The sequence below is a fragment of the Photobacterium sanguinicancri genome (genome assembly GCF_024346675.1).
Lineage (GTDB): Bacteria > Pseudomonadota > Gammaproteobacteria > Enterobacterales > Vibrionaceae > Photobacterium > Photobacterium sanguinicancri.
In genome coordinates this window covers 1,672,756-1,695,734 of the sequence record NZ_AP024850.1, presented here as the reverse complement: position 1 = coordinate 1,695,734, position 22,979 = coordinate 1,672,756, and the positions used below count along the sequence as shown (strand labels likewise).

Sequence of the window (22,979 nt, the reverse complement as noted above, 5' to 3'; positions counted from 1 at the left end):
AACTATGAAAATACAACTTAACCAACTGAAAGTTAGTGACATAAGCCTCATTCTTTGCTGTTTTTCGCTACACTTCTTGATTGCGCTCGATATGCTAATCATTGTTCCGTTTAGTGCATCAATCGCATTAGATACAGGCGTCACGGGGGCTCAAGCGGGTTACCTCACTGCGGCTTATGCATTATCTGCCGCCGTGATCTGCTTGGTGATAAAGGGCAGTAAAAATGCAAACCATGAGCGAAAGCGGATCCTCCTTTTACTTACAGGAGTCACAGTAACAACCCTACTTGCATCCGTTCTAAATGACTTTTATCTCATACTGTTTACACGACTACTAACAGGGATCTTTGGCGGGGCCTTGGCTGTTGTTAATTTGAATTACCTGCTTTTGGTTTCAAGCGACAACAATAGAAAGAAAAACATGGCGATTTTACTCAGTGCCTTCCCGTTGGCGCTCGCACTCGGTGTGCCTTTGCTTCTATTTTCAACATCAGCAACGCAGTGGCAGCTTGGCTTTCAGCTACTTGGTAGCGGATTTATCTGTATTTCAATCCTATTTACACTTTCTAAGCATTGCCAAGGTTCAACAGTAACGCCGCCAACTCCCCCTTTCACACCCGAGAGCACGACTCCCGAACCACCAGCCACAAACCGCGTATTGCAGTTGGCTCTGCTTATTATCACTAGCGCTGTGGTCAGTACCTTCGTTATTTCGACACAGTATCCCGTGATGTTAATTACCACGCTTGATATTCCAAGCTCACAGCTTAGTTTGTGTTATACCATTAGCGGGCTCGGTTCTTTTTTGGCAGTCCAAACCTATGCCAGAATGTCGGTGAAAAGCAGTTCCATCAGTCGCCTGATTGCTTTGCTATCTATTGCGATGATTGTTGCGATTCACCTTGGCTTTAACACTTTAGATGCCATGTTCGCTGCGATAACCTTCACTATTTTTGTTATTGCCAGCTCCGTTAGAACCTTGATCATTACCACTGAGCTTATCAGTTCATTGGGAGCCAATACGCGGACAAAAATAATCAGTCTCCAGAGTGCCATTCAACACTTTGCTGTTGGGCTTGGTAGTACCATAAGTAGTACTCTGATAACCTTACGATCAGATTCAGCCCCTGATTTTACTCAGGTTATCACTGTCGCTACGGTTTTAATCATGCTGACACCCATCCTTTGGTGGGTTAACAATGGCAGCAACAAACGAGAGTATGATAAGGCTCCAGCGGCTAAATCCTGAATGGCAAACCGATCTTCTCCCCGCTGACAACTGGGGACAAATTTAGACTCAAGGACGTTATGATAGTTACCGCACTCGTTGATAATTCCCGCTTAGAAAACAGACCAGATTTAGGTGTTGAACGAGGGTTATCGCTCCATATTAGCACCATGGGTAAGCAACTCTTATTTGATGCAGGAAGCGGTCAGACTTTCTGCGATAACGCGGCGCGACTGGGTATTCGTATTCAAGACGTAGATGCTGTGGCTATCTCTCACCGTCATCACGATCACTGTAATGGTGTGAGACATTTTATCGAGCGTAATACATCCGCATCCGTTTATTTTAGAGATTGTGAAAGCCAAGATTATCGGTTCAAAGCCTTTGGGTTTACCAGTAACGTCGGGATCGACAAAGGCTTACTCGACGAACTCTTATTCGATAAAGGCGTATTCGATAAAGGCTTACCCGGAAAAAACAATTCCCAGCTTAACTTGATACAAGACACCACTGAGATACTGCCGAATGTATTTTTGATCATTAACATCAATCAAAAATACCCTCAGCCAAAGGGGAATCAATACCTGTACACCGAATCAGAGCACGGCTGCCAGCACGATAGTTTTGATCATGAACTCATGATGGTAGTGAAAGAAGAAGATGGACTGATTGTCTTTACGGGGTGTGCGCACAACGGCGTACTTAACATGGTTGATACGGCGGTCACGCTATTTCCTGATACCCGTATAAAAGCAGTTGTCGGTGGTTTTCATTTAGTGGGTTTACCCGTATTCAATAGCATTGGTGGAAGTAAAGAAGACATCCGTGAAATTGGTAAACAGCTACTCTCCTACCCTATAGACAAGCTTTACACTGGTCATTGCACTGGTATGAAAGCATTCGCGCTACTCAAAGAAGTACTTGGCGATAAGCTTGAGCACTTACCGACAGGGCGACGTGTCGACGTTTAAACCCCGATCTGGTTTTGAAATACGAAAGCGAGAAGCCATGCCCCTCGCTTTCGATTTTACTTAGGCGCTAGCGACTAAATGATCAAAGTACTGGCTCTCATCACTGCTTAGTAAGGCTTCAGCCCAATGGCATTGGCTTTTCTTAGGCGCAATGTCGAATGGAACAACCCAGAGTCGATGACCATCATCCAAATCGAAAGGAGCTGGCAGTGCTTGCTTGAAATGAGGCTGCATGGGATAAATCAACACGACATCTCGACCTTGCTGAAGCTCTCTGCCTTGTTGAAGCTCTCTACTCTGTTCAAGATCGCCGCCTTGGTTTAAGTACTTTTTCGCATAAGCAAACATCTGGTAAATATCAGACTGAGAGATATTGGCGTTATAGACATCGCTATCGAGCAGTTTCCACTTAGTATCAAGTACGACCTTGTTGTACATCCCCCGCTTAATAAGCAAATCAGGGCGAAGACTAAACTTACCTTTCCCTTGGTAAACCGCTAAATGCTTACCGCTTGCCTGCGTGTCTAGCTGTAAGTCTGACCTTTTATTAGCGAGCTGATCTTTCAGTGTTTTCGCCACATAGTCTTCAAACACTCTCTCCATCGGGAACAATAAAGACGCAGCATGGGTTGCCCCTTTCATGCTCTGTGGTGAGTAACCGTTTAATATCAGCTGGCACCACTGCATCGGAACTTGGTAGTGATCCATACTCCTATCCAGCTTCAACTTGGTAAAATCCGTTTGGTGATCCTGACTTTTCGGTATGTCATGAAAAACAAACGCAAGCTCTTGCAGTAACTTCTGATTAGAAACACTTCGCGTGAGCGCTTTCACTTTTTGTAATGCAGAGTGCAGTAGCCGATTTGCAGGGCGATCCAGTAAGAACTCATCGTACTCACAATACAACTTATGCTTATTAACCACATTATGGCGTAGCTGCTTGCCTATATTCAGCTTACCTTTCAAGAAGGATAAATTGTCTTCTCGGCGTGCATAATCACTTCGTAACCCTCGCTTAACGAGGTAATTCACTGATTGCAAAAATTGCGTAATGAACACCTCAAGTAAAGGCATCTTTTCCGCTGCAATATTCGCACTCGCGGTTTGTACATGCTCAAACCCCTTTAATGCTCTAAGCATAGTGATTAAGGATAGACGCGCCTGCTGAATACCCTGTTCACCAGCATCTAAATGCCGTCCAATTTTAGGCAGCACTTCAATTTGCGTCTTGTCTGGCGTGAATATGACCCCGGCATAGTTTTGCACTTGCAAGACTTCCATCCCATCAATACTGCGCAGCTTAAATAACTTACGATCACTCTTCTCGCCTAAGCACATCAACTTCAAGTAATCGTAACTCTTGGCTGTCACGGTATGAACGTTAGGATGGCTGGTACCACATTCGGCTTTTATCGCCTTAGCTACAAAATCAAACTCAAATACGGTGATTTCTTTCTTTGGCTTCACCATGGCTTACTCACTCTTAGAGTAAATCGTAATGTAAGCTTCAGGCTGATCCCATACCGCATCGTCAAAGGCTTTCAGCTTGTAGGTGACCTTGCTATCTTCATACGTTTCTAAACCGTGGTTATTACCAAACAGTGCATCGTAAGAGTCAGTATGAGTGTGGATAAAAGCGTAATCGCGACCGTCAGCCAATTCTTTTTGGTTATCGCCAAGTACCAAGCGGATTTTATTCCAATCCTCGTAGAAGTATTCCTCTAGTAATGGAATAATTTTGTTCTTGAATGCATCCTTCAGCTTAATAAAGGCATTGTCTTCGTTCGCCTCATTGAACACAGGGAAAAGAAAAGCATGGCCCAGCGTATGTTCTCGGTCATATAAAACGTCAATGCGTTTATTCAATGTTGCTAGTAAACGCGTTAGATCGATACCCTTCACTGTTCTGTTATTGAATAATTCGGGCTTTGGCATCATCTCTTTGAAATCGAAACGGCGACGCAGTGCGGTATCCATCGTAACAAGTGAGCGATCAGCCGTATTCATCGTGCCTATGATGTAAAGGTTATTCGGAACTGCAAACGTTTTGCCGGAATACGGTAAGGTTAACGTGATCTCTTCATTATTGCCGGCACGTTTAGACTCTTCGATTAGCGTAATAAGCTCACCAAAGATTTTAGAGATATTGCCACGGTTTATCTCGTCAATAACCAGTACATGATTATGCTGTTCAACGTGGCTTTGTGCAGGTGAAGGGGCACTGTCACTTAATTCAATCCCGTGACTATGCAGGTGATTCAGCACTTCGGCAACACTCAAGCGCGATAACGGATAACAGGTGGGCAAGCTAAATTGCGTGTTATTATTCAGCTCTTTAAAGTCGACAGAGAAGTCTTTTGCCAGCCACTTTATTGGCAACTGGTGACAATAATCATGGCGAGACGGTACACCGTCTTCAACATAACGATACGGCCCCGACACAACCCCTATCGCTTCTACCGATGTTTTACTATCGATACAAAGAACAAGATCGCCTTCTTCCATTTCTTGCGAGAAGTAATTGAGCGAGTTTTGATTGTTAGTACCTTGCGATAAAAAGTATTCATTGCGCGGTTCTTGGCTCAGATCGCCGGTTTTCCCCCAGCCAATAGCGCCGATATTCGCCTCTAAACAGTGACTTTTTGCGGCATTGCTATGAGCGCCTTCAATTGAAAGCTTCCACACTCGGCCATTATGATTAATATCAGCATCCAAGTGTAATTCTGAGACAGAAGCCGCATTAGATATCGACTTAAAAATACCGTCACTCACTTTATAGCTAATCTGATTATCTTCTGTGGTTTCCGCTCTTAGGCCTTCGACAAACTCTTCATAGCCATAGCTTTGATGAAAGGTCACAAAGCGAATACGTCCAGCTTCCGACAAGGCTTTATATTTTGTTGTTAACGCTTGACGCTGTTCTGTGGTCGCTCCCGCTGCGGGATCAATATTAAGCTGACAATAAAACGCAGGATCAGCCGCTTTTACTGCAGCTTCTGTTGTTTCAAAGGTTTTACCTGTACCTGGAGGGCCAAATAGAATTTGGTTAAGTGGTGAATAAGTTATAGTCGTACCGTTGTGATTTTCAGCCGTCATTTCGCCATCCTCTTGTTGGTCGGATAATACAGGTTCAATGGTTTTAGACCACCGCTTCATCAAAGTAAGAGCTTTGTAAAAGGTATTGTTATTAATCGCGATTTTTAACCAATTATCTTCTTGCGTAAAAGGCAAGTTAAGTTCACTCAGAACGCTCTTAATATTTTGATAAAAGCTTATTTGCTTACTATTCGCTTGCGACAAATTAAATTCAAAACTCAAACCAGCAGCCCCAAGCTTCATTCCACCTAGTGTGTTATTACTCGTTTGATAAAGAAACTGATTGTCATTATTGGAATATGCTTGCGCATTATAGTATCGAAGGATTTGCGAAAGCTGACGTGCAATACCAAATAAAAAAGCTTGCTCTGCTGGTTGAGAGATTTGATCGCAACGTTGCCAAAATTGAGGGCTTGTATCACTAAAGGAAATACCAAGCTCAACCAAACATGCTTGCCAGTATTGTGAAATGTCTTGAGTAGGGATAATTGCTAAGCCTGACGCTTTTTTTTGCTCTAAAAAATCAACTCGACGACGGATATTATTCCTTGGGGTAACAATCGGGTGATATCCATCACTGAGAACCGCTTGGAATGAGAAAGCAAGTAATAGATTTTCTGTCTGAGAAAATGAAAGGTATCCACTGTTTACTTGAAGATTTAGACTAAATATAAACGTACCCGAACCAGCATCTTCGCTTGCTCTATCTAAGTAAAATTTCAGATTATATTTATCTCCATAACTCCCTGTAGAAAAGGAAATATCATTACGTTCGCTTAACCATTCAAATAACGGTTTTAGCCCTTGATAAAATACCTTACCTATCTCGTTATTGTTCTCATAACGATATTCAAAGTCCTTATTGATGCCGTCGTTACGAAACCCATATTGTTCAAGTTTGCTGACTAAATCTTGAAAATTCACTCGCTACCTACTTTATTAATATTCCCCACCCAACATACAGAACATCATACCATTTGATGATTTGAAAACAAATCTTGTTTTAACGCTATGGGTTTACAATATATTAACTTTGGTTATTCACGCACTTCTAAGATCAGTTTTATTCATAAAAGACAGTCTTAACTTCGTGATCAAATCGACGTTATTACATTTGGTAACATATTACCGTATATGCATGGATTGACTATCTCTCCTGTCTAATAATACGGCTTAGAGGAAATTCTTATGCTGCTTACCAAACAAAAAGGCAAAACGTTTCAGTTCCCAACCGCCTTCACTATTTTATTTATCATTACTTTATTTGCGATCGGTTTAACTTGGCTTGTTCCTGCAGGCTCTTATTCAAAACTCTCTTACGACGCCAGTCAAAATGCACTTCATGTCTCTAGCCCGATGGGTGAAGTTACTACGGTGCCAGCAACACAAGTTGAGCTAGAAAAACTCAACATCAACATAGGTATCGACCAATTTGTTAACGGCACCATTCGCAAACCAATTGCGATTCCCGACACCTATGAGCAACTGGTTCAGTCACCCAAAGGTTTCAGCGATATTGCCATTGCGATGGTAGAAGGTACGGTTGAAGGCGCTGACATTATTGTCTTCATCTTAATTTTAGGTGGCATGATTGGCGTGATTAACAAGACCGGCGCTTTTAATGCTGGGCTAGTTAGGCTGTCAGAGAAAACAAAAGGGCGAGAGTTCCTGTTTGTTGCCATTGTTTGTATCGTGATGGCACTGGGTGGCACCTCTTGCGGATTAGAAGAAGAAGCCGTCGCTTTCTACCCTATCCTTGTGCCTATTTTCTTAACGCTTGGCTTTGACTCTATCGTTTGTGTCGGCGCAATTTTCTTGGCCGCTTCCATTGGTACGGCTTTCTCGACCATTAACCCATTCAGTGTCGTTATCGCCTCTAATGCCGCGGGGATTTCATTTACCGAAGGGATTGGCGTGCGTACATTTGGTTTGGTTGTCGGTATTACCACAGTGATCAGCTATCTGTACTGGTACTGCAAGAAGATCAAAGCCGATCCTTCATTCTCTTACACCTATGAAGACCGAGAAGCTTTCAGCGAACGTTTCTTGAAAGGCAAAGATCTGAATGAAAAAATCCCTTTCACCTTACGCCGTAAAGTTATTCTAGGTTTGTTCGCCATCGCGTTCCCAATGATGATTTGGGGCGTATCGACTCAAGGTTGGTGGTTTGGACAAATGGCAGCTTCGTTCTTAACCATTGCCATTATTATTATCTTTATCTCTGGTCTGAAAGAAAAAGAAGCGGTTGAAGCCTTCACTCAAGGTGCGTCTGAATTGGTGGCAGTATCACTGATTATTGGGATGGCCCGTGGTGTTAATATCATCCTTGAACAAGGTATGGTGTCTGACACTATCTTGGCGTGGGCATCACAGTTAGTAACTGGCATGCACGGCAGTGTGTTTGCTGTCTCGCAAATGTTTATTTTCTTCTTGTTAGGCTTAGTTGTGCCGTCTTCATCGGGTTTAGCTGTATTGGCCATGCCTATTATGGCACCGCTGGCTGACACAGTTATGATCCCTCGCGACATTGTGGTATCAGCTTACAACTGGGGGCAATACGCAATGCTATTCTTAGCACCAACAGGTTTAGTGCTGGTGACTTTACAAATGCTCGACATTCCATTTAACAAATGGATCAAGTTCGTGCTGCCCATCGTTATCTTCTTGCTGGGCTTTGGTTCGCTATTACTGGTTGCACAGGTGATGATGCTTTAGATTAACGCCCTCTACAACACTTTTAAAAAGCTACTGTAGTGTCAGTTATTCTCAGTAGCTTTTTATATAGTTTTCTAATTGTGTACCTTTCGTATTCCATTATATTTTCACACTCCCTCATTTTTTATAATTTTGTCTCTCACTTATTCAATTTATTTCCCAGATAAGTTAAAGCACATATTAAGCGTGCGTCTAACTATGTATAACAGCAATATCTTATCATTATGAACAAGTCGATTAATGATAATTAATCGTATCAAAAAAACTCGCACTAAAAACGAACATCATTAACAATAAAAAATGTAAGAATTAATTAACGGAATAACGAAAGATATTTAACAAATTTCAAATTAATGTGAGAGTAATAACTATAGAATAAATTAATAATCATTAGTTACTATTTATACGTCAATGGAAGATAAGCTTGGAGTGAAAACATATGGAATTTGTAGCATGTAATATTATGATCAATTATGAAAATGGCGAATCATTTAGTTCAGTCGCGAATGCTCTGACTTTTCTAGATAAAAACCAAGAATCAAAAGTGTTTTCATCATTTATTAAAGTCAACAGAGATAATGAGTTATCAACACTGTGGTTTAACTCAGAAGACGCTTTGTTAGAGACACTTTTTAATCTCTAACCCTAGGTTAAGACCTACCCTAGTAGGTCTTTTCATCACTCATTAACAACCTATCAATTTACTTCTTTTGCTTTCATCGGCTTAGGTCTCATGCTACCAAAGACATTAATTAAAGCACCAATAATGATTAATGCCCCACCAGCCAATGTCCACCCTGATGGTATTTCATTAAACAAGAACACACCCAGTATGATCGAAAAGACCACTTGTACATACGAGTATGCTGTTGCTTTACCAGCAGCGACAGTTTGCATTGATTTGGTTAGCCCTACTTGCCCTATCTGAGTAAAAATACCCACAAATAACAGCAAGAATAAAGCTTCTGTATTCGGCATCACAAAATCATCGCCCAACAAAAAGAGTGAAAATGGCAAAGCAATAAGTGGGAAATAGAAAATGATCACGGAACTGTCTTCACTTTTACTCAATCGCTTTACGATCACATAGGCAACGGCGCTACCCAGCGCACCCAGTAACGCGACAATCACACTAAACATAGGTAGCTCAGCAGCACTTTCAGCAGACAAGTTAGGGCTTACGATTAACCCTAAGCCTAAAATACAGCAGGCGATACATATAGCAGTCGAGGCTTGTACTCTTTCACGCAGAAATACCAAGGCTAAAATAGCCGTAAAAACAGGGTGCATGTATTGAAGAATTGTCGCTTCGGCTAAGGGCAATGTCGCCACAGCGTAATACACACAAACCAGCGCAAGTGAACCTGCAACACCACGTGCCACCAGTAATTTTTTGTTGTTACCCCAAATTGAAATGCCCTTTCGCTTCACATCCACATAACTGATGATCAGGGAAACAATCGCTCTCGCTGCCACTATTTCAAAAACAGGAATACCATGTGTGCTAACCAGTTTTACGCAGCTAGACATAAGTGCAAAAGCCAGTGCAGATACCAACATATATCTGACACCAATGGGAATAAAATTCATAAATTGAGCTGGCATAAATCCGTAATTATTTGATGTGTATAGAAGATGTGATCTTATGGAACTGAGCGACGGAATGAAAGGGAAAAACACAATAATTACTCTGTTTACTTCATCAGCTTTGCCATAAGCAACAAGCACTATTTTGTCCCCACCACGAAAAGATCAACTAAAAGATAAGTGAGTACTCAGTAGCCAAGTAGCCAAGTAGCCAAGTAGCCAAGTAGCCAAGTAGCCAAGTAGCCAAGTAGCCAAGTAGCCAAGTAGCCAAGTAGCCAAGTAAAAATCATTTAAACCGTTATGACACTTAATGCTAGATAGCGTATACCTTGACGGTTTATTAGAACTTTCATTCACCTTGAAACTTTAACACCTCCACATTAAAAACAATAAAGCGACCTAATCTATTTTATCTTAACAATCGAAGCATCCCCCTCTACAAAATTAAAATTCATTACATTTTAATTTATAAAAAAATAAACAGCCCCCCTAATAAGGGTCAGCATTAGGACAAAAACAAACAGTCAGGAGAATATTTTATTAGAGCAACATCACATTTGTATTACAAAACCAAAATATACATGCACTTTTCTGCGATGCACTTATCTATTTATGATATACATTCTTTATCAACTCGATATTAAAAAGATAAAAACTCATAGAGATGACGTGAAGCAAAGACACAAAACAGAGCATAAACAACAACTTAAAGCGACAGCCCATTTTCAGGAATAATTCAAATACAACTGTATAAATTAAATAATAAGAAAACACTCAATACAACAATAACTGGCTGAAATATCAGACCGGTCATTTTATAAAATATAAAAAACTCAAAATTCAAACAACACAACACATACCGGAGACAACAATGAAACTCAATAAAACGAGATTACTTTTAACGCTCGCACTATTTTCACAATCCACATTTGCTGTCGAGCATGTTGACGCCTCTATTTTTAATGAGCGTATTATCAATTTTGATTTGGCAGCGGATATTGCTTCTGCTGCAGAAGACGAAAAAGCTAATCCTTATTTTTCTCTGTTAAGTATTAATAACAGTAAAGCTATATTTGAGGCTAAACTAACCACCCTCACGATGGCTAAAGTAAAAATGGCTGATGGTAATATTTATGACCGTATTATATTACCAGATGGCAGCGGCCCGGTTGAACCAGGAAAGCCAAACCTAACTGGCTACCAACAGCTAATTCGCATTCCAGATGGCGCGCAACTGAATATTATTATTGATGAGGTCGAATGGTCTGAAACGTTCAAAGACACATTAGTTGATCCTGTTCAACTCCCCTTCCCTGATGTGGTTGAAATGGATGGCTCCCGCCCAGACCAAAATATGCCATTTGTAAAAGATGAAGACGCTTATAGCTTAGTGACAGATGCCAAGATGCCACCCGTTGCTGTCGTTGAAACAGTGCGTGTTCGTGGCAAAAGTTACGCGGTTATTTCGTATCGTCCAATGGATTTTAGTGCGATTGAAAAAACAGTCCGTTTCGCCAAAAAAGTGCGCTTTCACGTTGACTACACTTTGCCTAAAAACAAAGGGGCGCACTCAAAACGCACTGATCAGTTAGGGTTTGATGCACCAACAGATTCTGTTATTGATATCCGTTCTAAAGCTGAACAAGCTCAACCTAATGTTCAAAACAATGCTGCGCTAACACCTGCACAAAATGCAGATTACTTGATCATCACCGCAGATCGATTCAAAGATGCCATTGCACCATTAGCAGCTTGGAAGCGCCAAAAAGGCTACAAGGTCCATGTTGCCACTGTGACAGAAACAGGTAATACACAAGAAGACATCAAGAAATATATTACAGACTCTTACAGCAACGGGACAATGACCTCGTACGTACTACTTGTTGGTGATCATGAAGATATTCCTGCATGGGAAATCACAGGTCACGGCTATCACGGTAAGAACCACAAGTGGCATACAGATTTCGAATACACCTTAGTCGATGGCACTGATAAGTACCCAGACTTGGTACTAGGTCGCCTTCCAGGTGATACCGAAGCGCAGATCACCAGCATGGTTACTCGTACTTTAAATTACGAAAAAACACCTGTTGATTCAGAACGCTACAACAATGTATTACTTGCTGGACAATACCAAGATAACGATGGCAATAGAAAAGCTGATCGTATGTTTATGGAAGATCTCCATCGTGTCGCTGACTTCTTAGGCCCTGACTATGACTTCTTTGGCGGTCCTGGTGATTTATTTAATAAGGGTTTTCAAATCCACACGGCACTTCAGTGGGATGCCGATTTATCCAAAGAACTAAAATACGGTGGTTGGGATTACGGTAGTGCTCGTGTAACACCACCAAGCCCTGTACCCCAAGCTTGGAAAGACCAAGGCAACGGCAACCATGTGCAAATCTCAGACGCGATCAATCAAGGTGTTAGCTTAGTCATGCACCGAGATCATGGTTACGGTGATGGTTCTGGCTGGGCTGATCCTCACTATACGGCAACCGATGTCAACGCACTCGCTAACGGTAACATGTCACCTGTTGTTTTCAGTTTAAACTGTGCAACGGGTTGGTTCGACGGCAAAGATTCTTTTGCAGAGTCTTGGATGCGTAACCCTAATGGTGGTGCAGTTGGCTTTACTGGTGCTGTGCGAGTGAGTTACTCCGGTTACAACGACCTAATGCATGCCGCAATCATGGATAGCTTCTGGGACGATTACGACGGTAACTGGTCAAGTAATATCTACCCTGTATCTTGGCGTCCAGCAATGGCAGTAAACCGTGCTAAACACCGTCTATTTAGCCATTACGGCACCCAAGGTACTGCGCTTTCCACTGCCCGCTTCTTTAGCTGGTTTGGTGATCCGGAACTAGAGTTACGCACTCAACGCCCACAAGCATTAACAGTAACCTACCCTGAAAACATCGCGAGTGGCGCTCAATCTGCATTTGATGTGGTTGTACAAAGCAATGGTACTCGACTTAAAGATGCACGTGTTGCCCTTGTTGCCAAATCAAGACAGGGCAAGTCAGGTCAAGTCAGGTCAGGTCAGTCGCATGTTGTCACAACAGATGAAAATGGTGTCGCACACTTCGATATCACACCGACGGAATCAATGACACTCACTGTCACCGAACACAACGCCCCCGCTTATGAAGGTGAGATCGCTGTTGGAGGCAATACCAGTCTTACAGCAAAAGTGTCTGCTAGCCAAGAATCACCAGCCCGCCAATGGGTGGTATTAGATGGTACTCAATCAACTTTCACTGAAGGCACCAAAGTACATTTTCAATGGACACAGATTGAAGGGCCTAAAGTACGCATTGATTACGCAGACAAAAATTATGCCTACGCAGTTACGCCAGATTACAGCACAACGTTGAAGTTTAAACTCACCATGACTGATGAGAATGGCAACACAGATTCGGCTATTCAAACTATCGTCGTTAAGTCTGAAAATCCGGATAATAATAAAGCGCCTATTGCTATCGTCCCTGAGAAGCAAATCGCCTCTTTCTCTCAATGGGCTGCGCTAAATGGAACTAAATCAACTGATCCTGATGGTTCGATCAGCCAATACCAGTGGCGCCAAGTTTCAGGTCCAACAGTACAAATAGCTTACCCAACCAGCCGTTATGCTTATGCACTAACACCAAATGTGAATGCTAAGTTAACCTTCCAACTGACAGTGACTGATGATAAAGGGAAGTCATCTTCCTCGACACACACTATGATCGTTCAATAAAAAATTGGGGAGCCTAACTTAGGCTCCCCTTTTTAAAGTGATAATAATTAACGTCGATTAACCGACACTAGTTTCTGTGTACCGATGACTGTTTAAATACATTTACATAAGCAGAATACCAATCAGTACTGATAGTACTCGTCGGCCCAGCAGCCATAATTAGATCACCTGTCGTTTTATTGTGACCTAAGTATTCTTGGGTAAACACATTTTGCAGTTGGTTGGTACCTTCTTTCCATGTCCAGCGTTGTGAAAGATTAGCACCACATGTTCCAAGCTGATTTAGGTTTTCACCATCTAAACATAACTTGGTATTTTGGGCGCTGACAAACTGCCCTACCTTGTTATAAATAAAGGCTTGTTGGAAGTTATCCTCATTACATGTCTTAGCACTTAACTTATTTAGGTAATCACCTGCAATACACTTGTTATTAAAACTAGCCAATTGCAAGTTAACAGGTCGACCACCAGTAAATACAGGGTGATCCCAATCCACCACAAAGCTTACTTTGTTATTAATGTGTTTAACTTGATTATCACTGTCTTTCGAGTAATAAGTACGAACACCAAAGAAACCTGTGACATTGGTGTAATATCTAAACCCTGTAATATCTACCGCTGAATCTACCGATAGCGTTGTTGTCCCCGTTTCCGTTGGAGCAGCTTTATAGATCACCTCCATTTTAGGCGTAAAACTCTCATACCCAATTGAATTAACTTTACTCGTATCAGCGGGTAATACTAAGCCTGCAGTATAACCATGAATTGTTGTTTTCTTAATTGATTCAGCATTAGGATATTGCTGTCTTGCCCATTTGAATTCAACATGTTTTGCACCATGAGTACTTCGCTCTACGCGATAATCACGAGTATCAAACGTCAGCCATTTAGACTCACTCCAGCTCGCGTTCACATCTAACTTACCTTTAGGGCCATCTTTATTTACTTCAACCCCACCACTTATCCCAAAATTAAACGTCGACACTTCTTTATGGTTATAATTGGCATTCAGGTTAGACGCAGGCACTGTACGAAGAATGCTGGCTTTATTATTCGACGCATCAAAGTTAAAGTCGTAACTGCGGGCTATCGCTGTCGTGACAAGTTCTGCTTCATCACCGCCTAGTGGCCATTCAATACCACGCATCGCCAACAGTCTTTTTTCAACCGCATCATTTAGGTGAATACCCGTCCCTTGGGTGGAATCATCGATACCAATGCGGACGATTTTCGCATCTGGTGTTGCAGATCCTTGTGTACCATACCGCAATGAACGCTGAAGGTTCACTTTGTAGATCAGAGAGATATGACCGTTATTACACATCTGACGGCTTTTTATTGGCCCCTGATAAGTATTGAACGTCAGGTTACATTCGTCATCTGAAATTCGGCGGTAAGCATTTAAGTAAAAAGCCATATTAGGAATAGTATTGTCAGAACTAGAGAGTAATGGCGCACTTCGCTTCGAACGTGAGGCGCGTTTTGGCTGAGCTTCTAACAGAGTGATATTGGGATCATCAATGCCATCCAGCAACGAGAACATCAACTCACCTTTATACGGGCTGATGATGATCATATCACCAGATAAAAAGACCCCGATACTTTTGCGTAATTTATCTTTTGCTTTATTCTTAGCGTCTTCAGTCGCGATATTACTGAAGTCGATAAAGTAACGTTTCCCAAGGTCTAAAACCTGTGTTTTGATCTCGGACAATGACGGAGGAACCGCATTTTCCTCGACTAAATACCCTGCATTAATATAGTTAACATCACTAACATCTTGTAGTTCACTTAACATATTAACGGCCGAGCCTACAGGTTCAGTCATTTCTGTTGCACTAACTGTTGTGGTTGCCACTAGCCCTAGTATAGCAAGCGTTATAATATTTTTTCTTATCATGATTTATTTCCTAGCTATATTGTCCCTTGAAATGCCCAAACATTTCTTTTTTAGACCATCGCTTTATTCACCCCATCATAGGTAATTATCGGAGGGAACAAGCGACGCCTCTTGTTCATAGTCGTACCTAAATTCATCTAGCTATAGATATACAGATAAAGGCAAGCAGCCTGTACCTTAAAAGTTAAGATATGAACAAGAATCTTAGTCAATAAAGAAAGTGAGTATGTTATTCGCCATTAACAACAGAGAAACCTTTAGCGAACAATTAAATACCCACTAGCAATATGACTAGGCATATAATGCGCTGATAGAAACACTTAGCAATAATCTGCATGCATAAATGACATATTGCTCCCAATTAAATTTCACACTAGGAATATATATAAATAAATCATAGAGAATAAGATAATGTAATTTATATTGTTAAATAAAATGACTTTTATAAAAAAACAGTAATTAAACACACAATAAATAAATTATTAAAACTTACATGTGAAGTATCACATTAATTATATGGAGTATATAATAAGTTGCAGATGACCTTATTAGGTATAAATGTCACCTGCACACCTTTAAATTGAAACTGAAACTTGAAATATAGCATTTCTGATGTGTGCAAAATCTATAGTACAAACATCCGTTTCTTATTTATCTTTTTAATTTTACAGCTGTACCATAAGCCATAATTTCTGATGCACCTTGGGTTATGGCGCTGGTTGTAAACCTGACACCAACTACGGCATCTGCACCTTGGCTTTGCGCATCTTCAAGCAAGCGTTCAATCGCTATGCCGCGTGCTTCCGCCAGCATCTCGGTGTATCCCTTTAGTTCACCACCGACAATACCTTTTAAGTTTGCCATAATATCGCGGCCAACATGCTTAGATTGCACAACATTGCCTGTCACAACACCAAGTGCTGCTTCAATCTCTTCGCCAATAATATTTTCTGTTGTTACAAATTTCATAATATCTCCGTAAGGGTAATCTTCCATACCAAAGCGTCTGCTAGCTGTGGTTATTATTGATACTTAGCGGCAGTAATAAACTCACCAAAAGTTTCACACCAAATGATCACGGCGTTATAACGAGAAGGGTCAACGCCTTGTGGTACTTGCACGACAAAGTTTTCAAAGGTTTTTACCTCACCAACTTGGACCATGCTCGCTTTGATGCGGTTAAAATCGGCTTCTGTTTCAACAAACTCAGGCGATAGATAAAGGTTATAGTCGGGTCCCGGTGCAAGTTCTCCCATCAGGGTGATAAATTCAGGCCCAACGGAAACCTGACCTTGCCCCCAGTGAAATGAATCACTGTCTTTTAGATCTTTTCGAAACTCTGCAGAATATTGAGCTTGTGAAGACATTGTAGATACTTCAGTGGCTGTTGGTGACGTCGGAGCAATAAGAATGGGTAATGCATATATCCCTAGCGCAAAGCCAATGGCACCCACAGATAAGTGACTCACAAGAAGTATTATCAAGATTTTTATTTTCATTCCGCCTCCATTAAACTCAAACTCAAACCTGTGCTCTCTCCATATTAAGCACAACTCTCGAACTATGCGCCCGAACTGGGCACTCTCAACATGCACTATTATACTTGTATAATATGTAGCACCAGAGGTGGATATTCAATGTCAGAGTAGTTCTTATTATTTGAATTTGATAGTAAAGTTTCCGTTCTGACTCGGTGTATCCCCTAACAGGATCCGATTACATCATTAGGGCTTGCTTAGCTTCCGATAAACTCGCTCGTTTTGCAAAAACTCGATATTCTGGCTGACGATCGTAACTAACACGTACAACTGATTTAGCGGTTCTGAGTAACACGTGAATCCTACGTTTATGACGCATATAGCTAATGGCATCTAACTCTAGAGCTTTTACAACATCATCCAGTAAAACGTCAGGTGCTAACCGATCAGCTACTTTCACCATGATCCCATCTTGTACTGTCGACTCTACCTCTCCCCATGGGCACTCACTTTGATTATCACGACAGTCAGACACTAGTTCTTTTTCATACACATAGATAGAGCGTCGCTCTTTTGGTAAGTAAAGCTGATAAACCACTTCTTTCATATCATCATCAAAAGCCACATCACGTACAATCCCCCAAACAGTGAATAACTGCTGTAACCAAGCAGGCTGGGCTTGGTGGCAATCATAGAAATAAACGTTAGTGTTATTCGCAAACTTGGGTGGATAGGTGTCAACATTAAGCGGTAGTAAATTTCGCGGAATGATAAGTGGCCGTTTGATCATGTTTTTCTTCTTGTTAGAACGTTAATCGAGGAGATATCGAAGGTTTATGCTTGTTCACACTGTTTACTGCTGATGTGCCAACAATACCCGTTGAAATACCAGTGTATTCTGAAACCTGATTTTACACCTAATTTCTACTCCTAGCTTGATTATGTCTGACATTTAAAGGTTAAATTCAGGTTTCCATCCCACTTAAATGGCTGATTTGACGTGGTATAATAATGCAGAAGACCTCAAACCAGCTTTAAACGATTATTGGCTAAAGGTTACTTTATCAGTTCCTTTACTGCGAATACGGATAACAACTGAACCAGCCATTTTATCATGCCAACCTTGTTTCTTTTTATCCCATCCCACCCAAAACAAACCAAGCCCTAATGGTATGGTCGAAACAAAATAACCAAAGTAACGGAGAAAAGACTGTTTTAACGTTAAAGGGTTGCCCGTTTTAGCATCGACAACTGTTGCCTTGATCGCCATTTTTCCTGGTGTTGCTGATTTATATGTCCAAAAGGCGATTGTTGCACATAACGGGAAAACGTAATTAAGTAAAGCATCTGTTCCCCCAAGTAGCATATCTTCAGAATATAAATAACTCTCACCATAAACAATGTACATTAGTGGCATTATTATTAATATTATGAGTACACAATCAATTAAAGAAGCCCCTACTCGGGCCCAAAACCCCACATATTCATGTTCATTATCAGGTGTTATTACTTCACAATTCATTTTTACTCTCCTTCCTCGTCACTGCATGCATGAAGCATCACGGTAGCCTACCTAGCTTTAATGTGCTTCCACCATAAACACAATCTAATTTAGCTAATATAACACTTTAAATGAACGGCGTTTTAAATATTATGGAATTGTTCAGCCATAGAGGAGAATAACAATGAGAAAAATTAAAGTACTTATCATTACTATGGGTATCCTGCTACCTGCTCTATCTCAAGCTCAGGGTGTAAATTCATACTTTGGTGCTAATTACGAGTACGGTAATGTCAAAGTTGGAAGCCAGCACGCCAATATGAATGGATTCAAATTCCAAGCTGGCAGCGAACTGGCGTGGGGAAACCTAAAAGGATCGGCTTCATCATTAAAAGGCGATGGTGCAGACTACGACAATTACACCCTGGCTATTGAAAAGCCATTTAGCATTCAACAGAGCAACTTCTTTGTTTCTCCTGAAGGTGGGGTAACCTATGCCCGCTATAAAGATGATCATATGAAAGTATCAGATCTCGGGCTAATGCTCGGCGCATCATTAGGTTACAACATTAATGATCATTTCCAGATTGTGAGTAATTACAATCACTCATTCGGAATGAGAGCCAGTCAAGATAATATTCAAGAAGATAGCTTAAGTGCTGGTATTAATTACCGATTCAACTAATGCCACTAATCATAAAGGCCTACAACCTTTTTAGGCCTTTCATCGCAGTTGGATACATTTTATTTAAGATGCTCATATATACCCTCGCTTGATATCACCATATAACTACCTTCTTTTTATCTGCCACTCTCCCCTTGCTAAACAAGATCAATCCCAACCCATTTCACACTCGTCTCCAAGTAAAACGATTTAATATTATTATTAAGAATTACTGTCAGAAATATTTACATATTTACTCTCAATATAAACAATACCCATCATAACCATCTGAAATATAAAAATATTATAATATGGCATATTTTGTGCTCTCTCTTAGATATAGCGTTATAACTATCCATAAAGGAATAAGGAATATAGATGACTAATTGTAGAAGCAACTTAATCAAAGCGGCTGGATTATTCGCAGCTTCAATCTTTGCAAGTACAGCCCAATCAGCCCCGATTGGATTTGGTGTTGATGGTGACACAACAAGCTCAACACTCTATACCATTGATTTTGCGACTGGGATGGGTACTGTTATCGGTAGTGTTGGCGCAGTTGGTTTTAGTGACGTTGAAGGCATTTCATTTTTTGGCTCAACGCTCTACGGTATCGATGATTCAAGCAATTCCCTCATCACAATCGATACAACAACAGGTGTCGGTACATCTGTTGGTGCACTTGGTACTAATATTAGGAATCCGGGGTTTGCTATTTCTACTAGTGGTTTAGCTATCGCGGGTGATTCTAACGATCTTTGGACCATTGATCTTATGACAGGTGCGGCAACTTCTCTTAACAGCTCAGTGGGGTTTGATCTTGAGGGGCTAACTTTTCTGGGCGACATCTTATTTGGCGTCGATGCTGGCGAAGATAGCCTCTACACCATAGATACCATGACAGGCGTTGCTTCCTTAGTGGGTGCTGGGAGTACTCTTTCAGGTCTTAGCGCAGAGGCTGCTCTTGCAACAGATGGTATTAACTTATTTGCAGCAGATGATGACGGCGATTACTTCAAAATTGATCCATTAACAGGTTTAGCAACTGTTATTACAAGAAACGGTACAGATGTCGAAGGTTTAACAATCCGTGTACCTGAACCCGCTGCTCTTTTTGGAATGGGTCTTTTGAGCTTATGTTTAGTACGCCGTAAAGCTCGTAGTTAATATTAATTAGAACTCTAATACAGACACTAACTAAGGGGTCATCTTATTTGAGGTGGCTCTTAATCTCATTTTAAGCAAACTAAATATAATACGGATTCATTTATAAACCTAAAAGTCCTTCTTCGTAGACTATTAAGCCTAATGAGTTAATTTACATGTTGTTTTTACTTGTTTTTACTTGTTTTTAAGTAATGTCAGTAAGAATTGCTTCAGATTTACAGGAATAATAACAAAGAGTGCAACACCGCTATTAAAGTGCGGGTTCAACTTACAATAATACTGAATTTCTGGTTTATCACTGGTCAGTAACATGTCCAATTCTGCTTGGTTGTAATTACTCACCCTATCGACCGAAACCAAACACCGAAGTGCATTCTCTGCGCTAGAATCTCCGTCTGGGTTAAAATGGTCAAATAGCGCTTCTGGCGCACGATGTGAAAAATGCGGCCAAATGACCCCAGTATTCTTCGCGATAGCACGGTACATGGCCGGGCTAAGCATAGTGTCTGCATAATAGTGCTTACGCCAAGGTTTACTCAGCCAACTTTTTAAGCTTTCCTGAAGTGAAAAAATAAAAGTATTGCTGCCCTTTCGATAATCAGGCAAAAATGCAGCGGATGCCTTGATGACAACCTTGTTGGAAATATTGGTGAAAGTCAGTAAACAGTAGCCGACAATCCGTTCCTGATCGAAGTACAGGCGCAATTTCCTCTGATAAGGTTCGCTACTATCAAAGTACTTAAACAAATAGGCTTCAGGATCAACATTAGAGAAGCTCGCAATGATGATCTCTGCCAACGCTTGCCTCTGCTCTGGCTGTAACCATTGTTTTGACTGTGTTAAATCCACACATTTAAGATGCTTGATAAGCGCCTCTTTTGCTGCCATTACACTGTATCTACAATAGCAAGCTCTGTATTGAATACAAAAATCATAGAGTAAAAACGTTAGCTTAGTGCTTTTTGTGCTGTCGTAATGAAGGGTGAAAGCGGATAGCCCTTTTAGTGGTCAGCTAAAGTTGGCCACGCTTTATTGCTTTAATTATACGGCTGAACTCTACATTCAAGACATATGCCGCTATACAGGGAGTCTCTCGGAAGGGAAATGATATATAGGAAGATTGAAGATAGGAAGAAATAACAGTATTCCCCCTCTTTTAAAGGGGGAATAATACGTGCTTAATTCTATAATGTTTGAGTCTTGCTGTATTTCACTACCACTGTTTTTTCATTCGATATGCCGTCGAGCCGATAATTAGCATTAAAAGCACAAGAAAAACAGAAGGCTCAGGAATGGCTGCTGTAATCAGATTAATAGTCAAAAACATATCGTTCGTTACCTGTGTCTCTGGTAATGAAAAAGAGACACTATCAGGGCCAAAGCTCGTCAAAACACCCGTCATGTTAGTCACTACGTCCAGACTTGAAATAAAACTTGTTGGCATCGAAATCCAATCAAGATCCGTTAAATCAAATTGCAAAAAGCCTTGTCCGTCACATGTGAACCACCCACAATACGGACCATTTTCAAAGGCCACCTCAATTGAGTTAGCTAATACATCAATGCTGATAGAATTTTGAAAGTTAAAAAAGTCAGGATATTCAACATTATTAGTCACAGTTGCAGGAACAAGGCCTAGCCCCTCACATGCAGGATCTGGCGATCCTGAAGATTGCGAACATGCAATGAAAATGTCATCCCCAATTAATGATGCGGATGCATTAAAACTAAAAAGCGCTGTCATAAAGAGTATGGCTGATATTACTTTTTTCATATGATCACCTTAATTACCAGATTATTTGTATCTAAAGTAAATTAGGTTAATCAAGATACATGCCAAAAAAATTAATCATTTAACATCAACAGCTTACACCTTTAATGCAAATAAAATTAAAACCAAGCCCAGCATGCGATTGTTATATTTTTATATAGTGCGTCGCAAATTCGTTACTCTGTCGCATTTTAAATACGAATAAAATCATCTTGTTATTACTTCGGCTCGTTTCGACAACATCTGTAGTGATGTGATGGGCACCTCACAATTAGCCCCTAGATCTGACTTAGTAAAGAGTCTCTAAACGTGGGAGGACTCTGTCGGCTAACGCCATGTTTCTTTTGTTTTTTCCCCACGTATTATTTGGTAAATTGCTATATTTTTTTGATTTAAAAGTCTTACAACTTCTGGTACACATTGAATAGGCATTGTTACTTCGTACCCAAATTCTAAATGTAGAATATGTTTTGAGTGCCGCTCACCGACAAATGCAGTAAAAACACCCAAACCTACTTCTTGGTATTCTCCTATCTCAAAATAAACCTTATACATGTCTTCACTGTAATCTCTTAACGTTCCACTTTGCATAGCTAACTCTCAACATTGATTACATACATATTTATCAATCACACCAATTCGTATAGCACCTGTACACCACGTTTACTACCATGCAGATGAAGCTTAAATCTGCTAGTTAATACGGTAAACCCAAAGGAATCTAGAATACCGAATGTAGCAAATCGTGTTGATGCATTCGCTCTGTTTATTTTTCGTATAGCTCCAAAGGTAAACCGTCTGGGTCTCTGAAAAAAACAAACTTTTTGCCTGTTAATTCATCTACTCTAATTGGTTCACTTCCAACACCACGAGAGCGTAAATATTCTACCGCTTGAGGTATTGAAGCAACTGAGAAGGCTAAGTGCCTTAAACCTTGAGCTTCCGGATTTGATACCCTTTCAGGTGAATCGGGAAATGAAAACAGTTCAATTTGTCCACCATCTGGCAGCATTAAGTCTAGCTTATAACTAGAACGTGTTTCTCGATACGTTTCCGCAATTATCTCTAATCCTAAAATTTCAGAGTAGAAATACTTTGAGACACTGTAATCGGAACATATGATCGCCACATGATGAAAACCCTCTAAAAACATATT

18 protein-coding genes are annotated in these 22,979 nt (G+C 40.8%); 6 read left to right on the top strand and 12 right to left on the bottom strand.

Translation table 11 applies throughout. The annotated features are described in order from the left end of the window. Positions 1-4 precede the first annotated feature (4 nt). Both OCU87_RS08045 and OCU87_RS08040 read left to right on the top strand, forming a co-directional pair. The gene (locus OCU87_RS08045) at positions 5-1,249 is read left to right on the top strand and encodes an MFS transporter (protein WP_261858222.1); all 1,245 of its coding nucleotides are present in this window, start codon (positions 5-7) and stop codon (positions 1,247-1,249) included. Between the two features lie 59 nt (positions 1,250-1,308). Beyond that, positions 1,309-2,199 carry an MBL fold metallo-hydrolase gene (locus OCU87_RS08040; protein ID WP_261858221.1) on the top strand — a complete coding sequence of 297 codons (891 nt, stop codon included), beginning with the start codon at positions 1,309-1,311 and terminating at the stop codon, positions 2,197-2,199. A 60-nt stretch (positions 2,200-2,259) separates the two neighbouring features. Here the strand turns inward: OCU87_RS08040 and OCU87_RS08035 are convergent, their stop codons facing one another. After that, the gene (locus OCU87_RS08035) at positions 2,260-3,669 is read right to left on the bottom strand and encodes an McrC family protein (protein WP_261858220.1); all 1,410 of its coding nucleotides are present in this window, start codon (positions 3,667-3,669) and stop codon (positions 2,260-2,262) included. A 3-nt stretch (positions 3,670-3,672) separates the two neighbouring features. Beyond that, on the bottom strand, positions 3,673-6,219 hold the full coding sequence (locus OCU87_RS08030) for an AAA family ATPase (protein WP_261858219.1): 2,547 nt from the start codon (positions 6,217-6,219) through the stop codon (positions 3,673-3,675). A 264-nt stretch (positions 6,220-6,483) separates the two neighbouring features. Between OCU87_RS08030 and OCU87_RS08025 the strand changes: the two genes are divergently transcribed. Beyond that, positions 6,484-8,010, top strand: a complete 1,527-nt coding sequence (locus tag OCU87_RS08025; RefSeq protein ID WP_062692857.1) for a YfcC family protein — start codon at positions 6,484-6,486, stop codon at positions 8,008-8,010. 696 nt (positions 8,011-8,706) lie between these two features. Here the strand turns inward: OCU87_RS08025 and OCU87_RS08020 are convergent. Beyond that, positions 8,707-9,615, bottom strand: coding sequence for a DMT family transporter (locus OCU87_RS08020; protein WP_261858218.1), 909 nt, complete (start codon positions 9,613-9,615; stop codon positions 8,707-8,709). Between the two features lie 853 nt (positions 9,616-10,468). Between OCU87_RS08020 and OCU87_RS08015 the strand changes: the two genes are divergently transcribed. Continuing rightward, positions 10,469-13,342, top strand: coding sequence for a C25 family cysteine peptidase (locus tag OCU87_RS08015; RefSeq protein WP_261858217.1), 2,874 nt, complete (start codon positions 10,469-10,471; stop codon positions 13,340-13,342). A gap of 67 nt (positions 13,343-13,409) precedes the next feature. On the opposite strand, the gene OCU87_RS08010 is transcribed toward OCU87_RS08015, so the two are convergent. From OCU87_RS08010 to OCU87_RS07990, 5 genes are all read right to left on the bottom strand, one after another. Further along, positions 13,410-15,242 carry a leukocidin family pore-forming toxin gene (locus tag OCU87_RS08010; RefSeq protein WP_261858216.1) on the bottom strand — a complete coding sequence of 611 codons (1,833 nt, stop codon included), beginning with the start codon at positions 15,240-15,242 and terminating at the stop codon, positions 13,410-13,412. Positions 15,243-15,893: 651 nt separating this feature from the next. Continuing rightward, positions 15,894-16,211 carry a heavy metal-binding domain-containing protein gene (locus OCU87_RS08005; protein ID WP_261858215.1) on the bottom strand — a complete coding sequence of 106 codons (318 nt, stop codon included), beginning with the start codon at positions 16,209-16,211 and terminating at the stop codon, positions 15,894-15,896. A gap of 53 nt (positions 16,212-16,264) precedes the next feature. Further along, the gene (locus tag OCU87_RS08000; RefSeq protein WP_261858214.1) at positions 16,265-16,741 is read right to left on the bottom strand and encodes a DM13 domain-containing protein; all 477 of its coding nucleotides are present in this window, start codon (positions 16,739-16,741) and stop codon (positions 16,265-16,267) included. A gap of 217 nt (positions 16,742-16,958) precedes the next feature. After that, a complete protein-coding gene (locus tag OCU87_RS07995; protein ID WP_261858213.1) occupies positions 16,959-17,510 on the bottom strand; it encodes a hypothetical protein in 552 nt (183 codons plus the stop codon). A 252-nt stretch (positions 17,511-17,762) separates the two neighbouring features. Next, positions 17,763-18,242, bottom strand: coding sequence for an RDD family protein (locus OCU87_RS07990; protein ID WP_261858212.1), 480 nt, complete (start codon positions 18,240-18,242; stop codon positions 17,763-17,765). A gap of 163 nt (positions 18,243-18,405) precedes the next feature. Between OCU87_RS07990 and OCU87_RS07985 the strand changes: the two genes are divergently transcribed. Next, complete coding sequence (locus tag OCU87_RS07985) at positions 18,406-18,906, top strand: outer membrane protein (RefSeq protein WP_062692844.1); 501 nt, start codon at positions 18,406-18,408, stop codon at positions 18,904-18,906. Between the two features lie 357 nt (positions 18,907-19,263). Continuing rightward, complete coding sequence (locus OCU87_RS07980) at positions 19,264-20,052, top strand: DUF4394 domain-containing protein (protein WP_261858211.1); 789 nt, start codon at positions 19,264-19,266, stop codon at positions 20,050-20,052. Between the two features lie 174 nt (positions 20,053-20,226). Here the strand turns inward: OCU87_RS07980 and OCU87_RS07975 are convergent, their stop codons facing one another. The 4 genes from OCU87_RS07975 to gloA2 form a co-directional block, all read right to left on the bottom strand. Next, positions 20,227-20,940, bottom strand: a complete 714-nt coding sequence (locus OCU87_RS07975; protein ID WP_261858210.1) for a hypothetical protein — start codon at positions 20,938-20,940, stop codon at positions 20,227-20,229. Between the two features lie 325 nt (positions 20,941-21,265). Further along, positions 21,266-21,826 carry a hypothetical protein gene (locus OCU87_RS07970; protein WP_261858209.1) on the bottom strand — a complete coding sequence of 187 codons (561 nt, stop codon included), beginning with the start codon at positions 21,824-21,826 and terminating at the stop codon, positions 21,266-21,268. Between the two features lie 324 nt (positions 21,827-22,150). Continuing rightward, complete coding sequence (locus tag OCU87_RS07965; protein WP_062692840.1) at positions 22,151-22,414, bottom strand: hypothetical protein; 264 nt, start codon at positions 22,412-22,414, stop codon at positions 22,151-22,153. Positions 22,415-22,589: 175 nt separating this feature from the next. After that, positions 22,590-22,976 (bottom strand): SMU1112c/YaeR family gloxylase I-like metalloprotein, encoded by a 387-nt coding sequence (gene gloA2, locus OCU87_RS07960; RefSeq protein WP_261858208.1) that lies wholly within the window; start codon positions 22,974-22,976, stop codon positions 22,590-22,592. Positions 22,977-22,979 lie beyond the last annotated feature (3 nt).

Excerpts from the sequence above, each read along its gene's own strand:
- OCU87_RS08045 (WP_261858222.1), top strand. The coding sequence starts at position 5 with ATGAAAATACAACTTAACCAACTGAAAGTTAGTGACATAAGCCTCATT.
- OCU87_RS08040 (WP_261858221.1), top strand. The coding sequence starts at position 1,309 with ATGATAGTTACCGCACTCGTTGATAATTCCCGCTTAGAAAACAGACCA.
- OCU87_RS08035 (WP_261858220.1), bottom strand. The coding sequence starts at position 3,669 with ATGGTGAAGCCAAAGAAAGAAATCACCGTATTTGAGTTTGATTTTGTA.
- OCU87_RS08025 (WP_062692857.1), top strand. The coding sequence starts at position 6,484 with ATGCTGCTTACCAAACAAAAAGGCAAAACGTTTCAGTTCCCAACCGCC.
- OCU87_RS08020 (WP_261858218.1), bottom strand. The coding sequence starts at position 9,615 with ATGCCAGCTCAATTTATGAATTTTATTCCCATTGGTGTCAGATATATG.
- OCU87_RS08015 (WP_261858217.1), top strand. The coding sequence starts at position 10,469 with ATGAAACTCAATAAAACGAGATTACTTTTAACGCTCGCACTATTTTCA.
- OCU87_RS08010 (WP_261858216.1), bottom strand. The coding sequence starts at position 15,242 with ATGATAAGAAAAAATATTATAACGCTTGCTATACTAGGGCTAGTGGCA.
- OCU87_RS08005 (WP_261858215.1), bottom strand. The coding sequence starts at position 16,211 with ATGAAATTTGTAACAACAGAAAATATTATTGGCGAAGAGATTGAAGCA.
- OCU87_RS08000 (WP_261858214.1), bottom strand. The coding sequence starts at position 16,741 with ATGAAAATAAAAATCTTGATAATACTTCTTGTGAGTCACTTATCTGTG.
- OCU87_RS07995 (WP_261858213.1), bottom strand. The coding sequence starts at position 17,510 with ATGATCAAACGGCCACTTATCATTCCGCGAAATTTACTACCGCTTAAT.
- OCU87_RS07990 (WP_261858212.1), bottom strand. The coding sequence starts at position 18,242 with ATGAATTGTGAAGTAATAACACCTGATAATGAACATGAATATGTGGGG.
- OCU87_RS07985 (WP_062692844.1), top strand. The coding sequence starts at position 18,406 with ATGAGAAAAATTAAAGTACTTATCATTACTATGGGTATCCTGCTACCT.
- OCU87_RS07980 (WP_261858211.1), top strand. The coding sequence starts at position 19,264 with ATGACTAATTGTAGAAGCAACTTAATCAAAGCGGCTGGATTATTCGCA.
- OCU87_RS07975 (WP_261858210.1), bottom strand. The coding sequence starts at position 20,940 with ATGGCAGCAAAAGAGGCGCTTATCAAGCATCTTAAATGTGTGGATTTA.
- OCU87_RS07970 (WP_261858209.1), bottom strand. The coding sequence starts at position 21,826 with ATGAAAAAAGTAATATCAGCCATACTCTTTATGACAGCGCTTTTTAGT.
- OCU87_RS07965 (WP_062692840.1), bottom strand. The coding sequence starts at position 22,414 with ATGCAAAGTGGAACGTTAAGAGATTACAGTGAAGACATGTATAAGGTT.
- gloA2 (WP_261858208.1), bottom strand. The coding sequence starts at position 22,976 with ATGTTTTTAGAGGGTTTTCATCATGTGGCGATCATATGTTCCGATTAC.